Genomic DNA, 10,663 nt, shown 5'->3' with positions numbered 1-10,663 from the left:
CTTCCATCTTGCGGACTAAATGTTCCTGAGGAACCAGTTGGTCTAAAGCAACCATTTCTAATTGATCTCGTTGGATTGGATTATTTTTCGACAGCATATTTATCACCTCAAGCGTTATATATATCTATTTTAAAAGAGACTTATGGTTAGTTCCACACTAAGTTGAGGAATCCTGTTGATTGGAGTGGAAGGCGCGTAGACTCCTGCGGGATCAGACGGACAGGTGAGACCCCGCAGGCGCCAACGGCGACGAGGAGGCTCACCGCCGGCCCCGCGGAAAGCGAAGCTCCTGGAACGGAAATCAACAGCCCCATTCCAGCGCCATCCAAAAAAAGACTGTAAACAAACACGATTTTCATCGAGTTTGTCTACAGTCTGGGTGGCCCCCTAATCGGGTGCCGCTTTTTTATAGGACTACAAATTAAAAATGTTTATATAAACGAAAACAGAAGAATTCTGTGTCCATAAACATTTAAATCATTTATTTTAGATTGAAAAATTGCATTATGTATGAATTTAAAAGAATTGTAAGATTAGATTCTGATATTTTTCTTTTTGTGATGTGTATCACATTTCCGATAGGAAAACCCGGTTATGCTATCGGTGTAATCACATTAAGGAGGAATTCAGATGAAGCGAAGATCTTATTTAAGAGGAGTAAGTTTAGTGATCGCAGCAGGTATCTTTCTTGCCGGGTGTGGCACCGACTCTGCCAAAGATGTTACAGAGGCGACTGCCAAGGAAAAGCAGCAAGTTGAAGAAAATTCTCAACAAGCATCAAAAAAAGCTCAGCAAGACAAGTTTTATTTTACAGCCAATGAAGGCGGAACAATCAGTAAGGTAAATGCTGTGAACAATGAGGTTGTTAAAACGATTCAAGCAGATGGGGTTGTCCATAATATTCAAGTGTCACCCGATGGAAAGACAGTTGCTGCTACGATCGTCCCGAGCATGGGGGCTCACGGAGGTGACGAGCATGATGATGGAGGACATGAAATGGAAATGAACGGTTCTGCACTTTTTTACGATACCGAAACGGATGAGTTTCTGAAAGAAGTAGAAGTCGGCAGCCACCCAGCCCATATTGTGTATACAGAGGATGGAAAATACGCCCTTGTCACAAACAATGAGGATAATAGTGTTTCAGTTATTGATACTGAAGACTACACTGTGCTCAATACAATGGGCACAGGGGAAGGCCCGCATGGTTTCAGGATATCAAGCGACAGCAAGTATGCTTATATAGCGAACATGGGCGAAGATTCAGTCAGTGTAATTAATCTCGAGACGATGAAAGAAGATCGGAAAATACAGGTAGGTGCTGCTCCGGTCACAACAGGTATAAGCACTGATGGGAAGACATTGGTAGCGACGCTGAATGCTGAAAATGCTCTGGCAATTGTTGATCTGGAAAGTGGAAATATAGAGAAGGTAGGAGTTGGCATGGGCCCGGCTCAGGTATACCTTGCTTCGAATAATGAATTTGCCTATGTCGCCAATCAGGGAACAGAGAGTAACCCTTCTAATAGTATAACGATTGTTGATTTAAAATCAAAAGCAGCTATATCTACGATTGAAACCGGCAAAGGAGCACATGGTGTGGTGTTGAGTGAGGACAGTAATACTGCGTATGTAACCAATATGTTCGAAAATACGGTAAGCATAATAGACCTTATAACGAAAGAAGTAAAACAAACGATTAAGGTTGGAGAAGTCCCAAATGGAATCACCATCATGAAGTAATGGATGGATGCCGCGCCTCAAATCTTTGAGGGGCGGCTTCTTGCATTACTGAATACAATTATTCGTCACATAAACTCGATTGTTTCTACACATTTGATTTATACAATCATAATGAAAAAGGGTTCTCTATCGTAAAGGAAGCTTTGTATACCATGAACCAAGTAATACTGACCGAAGATGCAAGTAAAATAATCAGGGAGATGATTGAAGCATTTGTTTGAGGAATTGCCTAATATGAAATTCACAAACGCAGAGGTGATTGGGTGGCATTAAATGAATTATAAACAAGGATTCATGAGATGTAGGAAATTCCAGTAGGTCAATTGAGGAAGAAGAATGAACAAGTATAAAAGAATCGTGCTTGTGGCAGCAATAGTTGTGTTATTTGGAGGATCCGTTTATTTGATTTTAGACTTTGACAAAAATGCACAGTCAGTCACGTCTACCATGGCTGAACAGGTGAAGGGAAAAAAAGAGGTGGCTGGATTAAATCAAAAAGATGACAGCCTTACAAAAACGGATACCCAAGGAGCTGTTGCTGTAAAAGCCACGATTATTCCGGAGAAAAGCAATACCAACCAACTGGTGTTTGAGTTGGTGTTGAATACGCACTCTGTCGATCTATCAAAATACAATATCACTAAAGCCTCCAAGATTGTTTTTGATGAAAGGGAAGAAAGCCAAGAATTCATATGGAAAACATCATCAGAGGATTCTCATCATATGAGCGGAGTATTAACTTGGGATGGACTAGTGACTGTCGACTTCAAAGAGGTTAGCCTTAAATTGGAGCAAATAGATAATATACCAGTGAGAACGTTTAGCTGGACAAACGATGATATTTACCAGTCCGACAAGGAGGGAGAACAGTGAATAAGAATCGGTTGATGGTGTCGGGGGCAGCTATATTACTGCTGCTCTCCGTTATTTACATGATAGGAATAAAGAATAGTGACACAATGGTTGCCTATATTCCTAATGTCGATGAAGGGACTATTTCTGTTATTGATACTAAAAAAGATAAGATCCTGAGAACACTTAAAGTAGACAATGTGCTGTCTGACGGGATCGAGGCTAGTAAAGATGGCAAATGGATTTATGCTGGGAATTATAGTCGCGGAGAGCTATTGGTTATTGATTCTAAAACAGGGGAAATAGTAAAGAGAATTGACACAGGCAAAAACCTTCATGGCATTGATATGACTCCGGATGGGAAGTACTTGTACCTGGCGAGCGGGGACTTTAAGGAAGGAAAAGAATTCAACTATATAACTGTTGTAACAACGAACAGCCATAAAGTGGTCGCAGAAATCCCTACTATATCCAAAAGCCCGTCGCATATCGATTTTAGTCGAGATGGAAGCCTGGCTTATGTCGCGAATATCCTTTCAAATGACATTACATTGATTAGCACAGAAACATTTAAGATCATCGCTACAATCCCAGTGGGTACCATCCCTAATGAGGTTGAGCCTTCAACTGATGATAAGTTTCTTTACGTAGCTAATGTTACAGATGGTACTGTATCTGTTATTGACTTAATAAACAGGAAAGAAATAGAAACAATAAAATCAGGAGAAGGGACACACGGTTTAGCTCTGTCGGCTGATGGTAAGTTTCTGTTTGCATCCAACCGGATATCAAATGATCTCATTAAAGTTGATTTGGATTCTAATGAACTTAAGGGGAAAGTACTGACTGGGAAAACCGCAAATCATGTCTCATTAGTGCCAGGAACAGATAAACTCTATGTGACTAACAAGGATTCTAATGATTTAACGGTGGTAGATACTAATACAATGAAAATTCTTTCAAAAATAAATCTTGGTAAGACTCCGCATGAAATCAGCTTTGCAATTGCAAAGTAATAGAAAAAACATAAAGAATTTAGCTAGAGTTGAATCCTTTATTTATTCTGTCAAGGGCAACTACGCAGAAATAAACCAAAACCTCTTTAGACTACAGCTTTTATATCATCCCTGCCAAGATAAAGGGGATTTTAAATCCCTTCGTCGCCCGAACAACTACTGCATTCAGCTCAGTTTCTGTTGTAGGGGTTATGCTATTAAAGTGCTAGCCTGATAGCCAACGCAATTTGACCTCGACTGCCGGAAAGTGGCTTGAAAACTTCAGTCTTCCGTAAAGAAAGAGGCCAATATCAACAACTCCGGTAAGTTTAGAAGAAGTTGCGAGGACTAAATCTAGTTAGGTTCCAACTAGGGAGGAAATCGGAAAAACACATTGGTGAAAGGCTATATATACCGATTGAAGAAGGGACTGAAAGTAAAAAAAGGAAGCCAGGTAGGCTTCCTCTTTGAAATCAGTTTCTTATTCTACATTTTAATGCTTTAACGGAAGAGGTTATTATTCAGGTTTATTATTTGCATCAGGATCTGGAGTGAAGTTTACTTTAAACCCATCATATTTAACCATATTCACCATTCCTGCAGTGGCATGATGCAAATCGTGACAATGGAATAGCCAGTTACCAGGATTGTCTGCTTTAAATGCAACGACATATTTATCACCAGGTTTTAAATTAATCGTATCTTTCATGATTGGAGCACCTTCTACAGGTTTTCCATTTTTGCTAAGAACCTGGAAGAAGTGACCATGCAAGTGCATAGGATGGTCATCCATCATAGAATTGTTGGTCAGTGTTACTTTAACAAGATCGCCTTCCTCGACATTTATACTATCAGTTTCTGGGAAAGTTTTGCCGTTAATCGTATATGCCATTTCGTTGCCATCCATCGTTGTGTTTAAATCCATTTTATATTCAATATCATATTTTTGATCCAGTGAAAATTCACCCTTTTCAGAGCCGCCATAATTCATAAAGGAAAATTCAGGTAAATCCTCGGACTTGTTAGATTTGTCAGCTGAATCAGTAGAGTTTTCATATTGAATTTTTGTATTCATTCCACTTGAACCTTCCATATCTCCGTGGCACTCTATGAACCATTCTCCAGGGTTGTTTGCCGTAAACTCAATGTCATATCTCTCACCAGGTGCTATTGAGATTAATTGATCCTTCAATTCTTTTGGTTTATTTAGTTCTTGTCCGTCAATTGCTGCGACTTTAAAGTCATGGCCATGCAGGTGAATTTTATGAGACATATACCCTACATTGACAAGACGAATTCTGACCTTTTCTCCTTCTTTGACCTTTAATGGTTCAATGCTGTTACCGCTTTTGCCATTTATCGTAAAGATATCGTAAGCACTCATATCATGGCCCATTTCTTCCATTCCATCCATGCTTTCATTCTCATTTGACCCCATATCGCCGTGATCCATGCCACCAGAATCAGTTTCTTTATCACTGTCCTCGTCTGAATCCATATTACCGTGGTCCATTCCTTCCATTCTGGACTTACCTTCTGCAGGGTTGCTCATCCACTCGTCAAGCATAAGGGTATAATCACGATCATAAGACTTATCATTTGGTTCTACAATAAATGAACCGTAAAGCCCTTTATCCATTTGTTCAACAGCATTTTGATGGGTATGGTACATATACGTCCCTGGATCTTCAGGGATAAATTCATATGTGAAGCTTTCACCTGGCTGGACTGCATTTTGTGTCACACCAGGGATGCCATCCATTTCATTTGGCACTGTAATTCCATGCCAGTGTATAGAGATTGGTTCATTCAGTTCATTTTTAAGATTGATTTTTAATTTCTCTCCTTGCTTTACCCGAATTTGGGAGCCGGGTACAGAGCCATTGAAAGTAAGTGCTTTTACGCTAACATCCTCATTTAGCTGGTGCTTGGCTTCTTTGGCAACAATATTTATTTTATTGCCAGTAAGTGTTTCAGTAACGTTTGCTGTTTGTAGACCTTCTATATTTTCTTTTACTTCAGAGCTAGGTTCTTCTTCCATGTTTTTATGATCCATTTCACTCATACTGCTACTGGAACAGGCAGCAATAAAAAGGGTGGGTAAAATGAAAATTGAAAGTAACTTTAATTTCACAGCTGTATACCTCCAGAAATTTTTTAAGGAAATCATACACTAGTGTTGCATAAATAATGTCGGAATTTTCAGTTTAATAATCTTCCTTACTTAGAGCCAAAAAGGTAAATGCCCTATCAAAGGTGGCTCCATCCATTTGGAAATTATTTTACAACTAGACTATGGTAACAGCGACGTTATTTTTTTAAGGAATTGCTTTTCCTTCTATTTTTCGCATCCAGATATGAGCCGGTTTCCACAATGCAGCTCTTAAATACCGGCTGATTTGCAGGGTTTTTCGCTTACTGTCCGTCTCGATTTGTGCGAGTACATGCAGGCTATACACGATTAATGCGATGAACACCTGGTTTTGGATTGCCCACTCGCTCTGACCATAAAACTTTTTGATGTTCAGGTGATTCCTTTTCGTCGACCATGACTTCAAGCTGGCCACGGTCGTGCTCATTGGCGGTTGTCATCACTGCCTTTTCAGGATAGGAAGTTCCTTTTTCCATGAAAACCAGGCGCAGATGCAATTTTACACCTGCTTTTGTTTTACGGAATTTCGCCCATCTGTGATTCGTTAGATTAAGCGGTATTGTGCTCGAATCAATGATTTTCAGGGGCATCACCATTTTTGTGTAGTGAGTCTTGGCGTGAATCTTCCCCACCAGATCAAGGAAAAGAATCTGGAACAAATCTGGATTTAGGCCATTTCTTTCGACCTCCTGCAGCTGGGAAAAAAGCAATAATTTCAGGAATGACTCCGTCTTTAACTTTTTCGTATAGTAGTCTAATTTCATGGTTTTCACTTGTTCTTCAAAAATTTTAAGATTTATTGGAGAAAACCATTGTCCAAATGAAGTTTTTCGTGTAATCTTGTCTATGCGTGAGTCCTTTTTTAGTGGATTTGGACGGGTTACCACCTGACTTATCCATTATAAAGGACTTTTTCTTTGCGCAAAATAAGATTAATGAAGATTTTGAGTCTTTTTAATATTGAAATTAAATTCGTGCAACACTAGTGGAAATCATAATACAAATAAATGCAGAAATTATGGATGAAAAACTCATTTCTTTTTTTTGAAAAGGTCATTAGTGCAAGACTTACCAAGAAAATTTTGAAAGGTATTTTTTTAGTAATCAATTATTAGAAATTTCTGCAATAAGTAATGTTAAGATTGGTCCTAAAAAGGAGGTGGCGAATATGAATAGTTTGAATAGGAGAACATTTATAGCTAAATGCTCAAAGGGACTGCAGGAGTAATGGCCATTTCAATTCTTCCGCTTGGGTTAACAGCATGCAACAATAAGACAAGGGTAGATAAAAGTTCAATGGCCAGCCTTGGGCCTATCAGTGAATTGGAAAAGGGTGAATTCCCTAATAAAGTACCTTATAAAACAACCGTACAAGATGCGTGGGTTGAACAGAAGATGGAAGGCTTTGTATACGTCAATAAAAACAAAAAAATGAGGACTCTTTAATAATTATGTCACCTGTATGTACACATCTGGGATGTATCGCTGGGAATGGAGAGCAGGGGATGAAAGAAGAAGGAATAGCGTTTTAATGTCCTTGTAAAGGAGGAGAATATGACGAATTTGGTGTGAATATTGGAGGACCACCTCCAAGGCCACTGGATATTTTTGAAGCGTTTGTCCAGGATGGCATTGTTTATATAGCTATTTTAAGTCCGAGCAAACGGAATTAATCTATAATGGAGTAATGTCTAATTTCATGCTGTTCTAATAGGAAAAAAAGAGCGAAAACGAGATGATATCCAGCGCCAAATTATTTTTGATTTGGTCCATGATTGTGGGAGTGGTAGGCTTATCGAGTATATTATTTAGATAAAGCTGATTTAGAGTTGAAAGTAATTATGTGTTTAAGAAAAACAAATTTTTCGGAAAGGAATTTTTATTAGAAGTCAAAAGCCCTGCTCTATAAATTGGCTTTTTAATTTTCTTTTGTTTTGTGCTCGTACCAGAGTGTGTATATGCTTGTCTGAAATTTAAGGTTAAAGAAAAAAGGCGTTTTTTCTAAGATTTTCTTGCACATCTCATTCAATTTAAATCATTATGTAGGACTGTTAATTTAGAAAGGAATAATTTTTATGAACTTATTTATGAGGCACCTGGTTGTTGGATTGACAAGCAGTATTCTTGTCTACCTATTCTTAAGTAGTCGATCTGAATGGAGTTCTATGCATGCTTGGAATAGAGCTTATGCCGATGTATCTCTTCTTCTTCTCTTCATTACCATTATGATTGGTCCATTAAGTAGATTAAATAACCTATTTATTCGCTTTTTATCATGGAGAAGGGAGTTAGGGATTTGGTGTTTTATCATGGCTTTACTACATGTATATGTACTATTCCAGGGGTGGTTTTACTGGGAACCGATCAGGCTGATCATTGGGGTGAACCAAGAAACTGGCCAGCTTTCGTTTGATCCTGGTTTCACCCTCGCTAACCTAGTTGGTGGTGTGGGATTAGCTTACTTATTTCTGCTTGCTTTAATATCCAATAATTATTCAATAAAAGTATTAGGAAGAAGGAGTTGGGACTACCTCCAAAAGAAAAGTGGGACACTTTATATTTTAGGAGTGCTGCACACTGCATATTTTCTCTTCTTTTTTAGATTAGGCAATTATAATTGGGTACAAAAGCCTTTTTTAGTAACCGTAACAGTTATTTTCGTGCTGCAATGGGCTGTTTTTATTCGAAGCGTCTACCAAAGCAAAAATAGAAGGAAAATAGAATAGAGTTCTTATTTTTTTTAGTTAGAAAAATATGCCTTGTGATTGTATTTTCAGTTTCATTTAATATATCAGTGTGTTACTGTGAACATCTTAAAAGATATGCATTTTATATGCAGTTTATTTACTTAATGCATGGGTATCCTATCAAATGAAAGGAAAAAACAGAAAGGGTGATTCTATGTATAACCAAACTTATGAACAGTGTATTCAAGCTTGCCTTGAATGTATGGAGGCTTGCAATGTATGCTATGATGCTTGTTTCCGTGAAGAAGACTTAAAAATGATGGCAGATTGTATAAGAATGGATCGTGAATGCGCCGACATTTGTGCTTTCGCTGCCAAATCTATGCAATCGAACAGTCCTTTCGTAAAACAGATTTGCCTGTTATGTGCAGATATTTGCGAAGCTTGCGGAAACGAATGCAAGAAGCATTCACATGAACACTGTCAAAAATGTGCAGAGGCTTGCTTTAAATGTGCAGAAGCATGCCGTCAAATGGTATAGTAACCTCAAAAACAGACACTTGGTGTCTGTTTCAGACTGTAGACAAACTCGATGAAAATCGTGTTTGTTTACAGTCTTTTTTTGGTTGGTGCTGGAATGGGGCTGTTGATTTCCGTTCCAGGCGCTTCGCTTTCCGCGGGGCCGGCGGTGAGCCTCCTCGTCGCCGTTGGCGCCTGCAGGGTCTCACCTGTCCGTCTGATCCCGCAGGAGTCTACGCGCCTTCCACTCCAATCAACAGGACTTCCAAACTTAACGTGGAACTAACCATAAGTCTATTTTAAAATAGATATATATAACGCTCGAGGTGATAAAGATGCTTTCGAAAAATAATCCAATCCAACGAGATCAATTAGAAATGGTTGCTTTAGACCAACTGGTTCCTCAGGAACATTTAGTCCGTAAGATGGAAGCTGCCCTAGATTTTTCTTTCATTTATGACTTGGTGAAAGATGTGTATTCGGAAGTAGGACGCCCAAGCATTGATCCTGTTATTCTAATTAAACTCTCATTCATTCAATATACATTCGGCATCGGTTCCATGCGCCAGACCATTGCCGAAGTAGAAACGAACATGGCCTACCGCTGGTTTTTGGGTTATGGATTCCATGATAAAGTGCCCCACTTCTCCACCTTCGGGAAGAATTATGAACGCCGTTTTAAAGATACCGACTTGTTTGAACAGATCTTCTATCGAATCCTCAAGACTGCATCTGAAAAGAAACTCATCAGTGCAGAACATGTCTTTATCGATTCAACCCATGTAAAAGCAAGTGCGAATAAGCGTAAATTCGAGAAGAAAGTGGTGCGTAAGGAAACGCGGGCGTATCAAGAGAAACTCCAGGAAGAGATCAATCTGGATCGGGAAGACCACGGGAAGAAACCTTTTCCACCTGACAAGTTCGATAAGGAAGAAACGAAGGAAATCAAGGAAAGCACGACCGAACCTGAAAGTGGATACTACGTTAAGGACGAACGGACAAAGCAGTTTGCCTATTCCTTTCATGCGGCATCAGACCGTAACGGATTTGTCCTGGGTACCATTGTGACACCTGGTAACACGCATGACAGCCTGATCCTTGAGCCACTGGTAGAACAAGTGATAGAGAAAGTTGGAAAACCTGAAGCCGTTGCGGCCGACGCAGCCTATAAAACTCCAGCTATTACAAAGTTTCTAATGGAAAACGAAATGACGCCTGCTTTGCCTTATACCCGACCACGGACGAAGGACGGCTTTTTCCGCAAATATGACTATGTGTATGACGAATTTTACGACTGTTACTTGTGTCCTGCCGGTGAGGTCCTGAAGTATTCGACCACCACAAAAGAGGGGTATCGTGAATATAAATCCCCCAAACACATCTGTGCCACCTGCCCGTTTTTAGCGCAATGTACAGAAAGCAAAGACCACCAAAAGGTGGTAACGCGCCATATCTGGCAAGAATATGTGGAAGAGGCAGACCACTTGAGGCACAAACCAGAAGTAAAACAAATCTATGCGAAGCGCAAGGAAACCATTGAGCGTGTATTCGCAGATGCAAAAGAAAAGCATGGCATGCGTTGGACAACCCTGAGGGGACTTAAAAAATTGTCGATGCAGGCGATGCTTACTTTCGCTGCCTTGAACTTGAAGAAGATGGCCAACTGGACATGGAGAAGTCCAGTAATGGCCTAGAATTAAAGCTAAGAGAGTCTA

Annotated in this window: 8 protein-coding genes and 1 pseudogene; 7 read left to right on the top strand and 2 right to left on the bottom strand. The window is 39.6% G+C overall.

Annotated features, from left to right (window positions below; translation table 11 throughout):
* Positions 1-630: 630 nt before the first annotated feature.
* From ACH0QE_RS06160 to ACH0QE_RS06150, 3 genes are all read left to right on the top strand, one after another.
* A complete protein-coding gene (locus tag ACH0QE_RS06160) occupies positions 631-1,743 on the top strand; it encodes a YncE family protein (protein ID WP_415799814.1) in 1,113 nt (370 codons plus the stop codon).
* A 336-nt stretch (positions 1,744-2,079) separates the two neighbouring features.
* Entirely contained in the window at positions 2,080-2,616 is a 537-nt protein-coding gene (locus tag ACH0QE_RS06155) for a hypothetical protein (protein ID WP_415799812.1), read from the top strand.
* Positions 2,613-3,611, top strand: a complete 999-nt coding sequence (locus ACH0QE_RS06150; RefSeq protein ID WP_415799811.1) for a cytochrome D1 domain-containing protein — start codon at positions 2,613-2,615, stop codon at positions 3,609-3,611. The genes ACH0QE_RS06155 and ACH0QE_RS06150 overlap by 4 nt, the downstream gene beginning before the upstream one ends.
* 496 nt (positions 3,612-4,107) lie before the next feature.
* Here the strand turns inward: ACH0QE_RS06150 and ACH0QE_RS06145 are convergent, their stop codons facing one another.
* Together ACH0QE_RS06145 and ACH0QE_RS06140 are read right to left on the bottom strand one after the other, a co-directional pair.
* Positions 4,108-5,724: a multicopper oxidase family protein gene (locus ACH0QE_RS06145; RefSeq protein ID WP_415799810.1), complete on the bottom strand. Its 1,617-nt coding sequence runs from the start codon at positions 5,722-5,724 to the stop codon at positions 4,108-4,110.
* A gap of 184 nt (positions 5,725-5,908) precedes the next feature.
* Positions 5,909-6,590 (bottom strand): annotated as a pseudogene (locus ACH0QE_RS06140) (DUF4372 domain-containing protein).
* Between the two features lie 355 nt (positions 6,591-6,945).
* Between ACH0QE_RS06140 and ACH0QE_RS06135 the strand changes: the two are divergent.
* The 4 genes from ACH0QE_RS06135 to ACH0QE_RS06120 all read left to right on the top strand — a co-directional run bounded on the left by ACH0QE_RS06135 (position 6,946) and on the right by ACH0QE_RS06120 (position 10,642).
* On the top strand, positions 6,946-7,188 hold the full coding sequence (locus ACH0QE_RS06135) for a hypothetical protein (RefSeq protein WP_415782278.1): 243 nt from the start codon (positions 6,946-6,948) through the stop codon (positions 7,186-7,188).
* A gap of 719 nt (positions 7,189-7,907) precedes the next feature.
* Positions 7,908-8,468 carry a ferric reductase-like transmembrane domain-containing protein gene (locus tag ACH0QE_RS06130; RefSeq protein WP_415799809.1) on the top strand — a complete coding sequence of 187 codons (561 nt, stop codon included), beginning with the start codon at positions 7,908-7,910 and terminating at the stop codon, positions 8,466-8,468.
* A gap of 175 nt (positions 8,469-8,643) precedes the next feature.
* A complete protein-coding gene (locus ACH0QE_RS06125; RefSeq protein ID WP_415782276.1) occupies positions 8,644-8,970 on the top strand; it encodes a four-helix bundle copper-binding protein in 327 nt (108 codons plus the stop codon).
* A gap of 313 nt (positions 8,971-9,283) precedes the next feature.
* Positions 9,284-10,642 carry an IS1182 family transposase gene (locus ACH0QE_RS06120; RefSeq protein WP_415799808.1) on the top strand — a complete coding sequence of 453 codons (1,359 nt, stop codon included), beginning with the start codon at positions 9,284-9,286 and terminating at the stop codon, positions 10,640-10,642.
* Positions 10,643-10,663: the final 21 nt, after the last annotated feature.

It is taken from the genome of Mesobacillus sp. (genome assembly GCF_047739415.1).
GTDB lineage: Bacteria > Bacillota > Bacilli > Bacillales > Cytobacillaceae > Mesobacillus.
The sequence above is the reverse complement of the archived record's forward strand: the minus strand, read 5'-3'. Positions and strand labels throughout refer to the sequence as shown.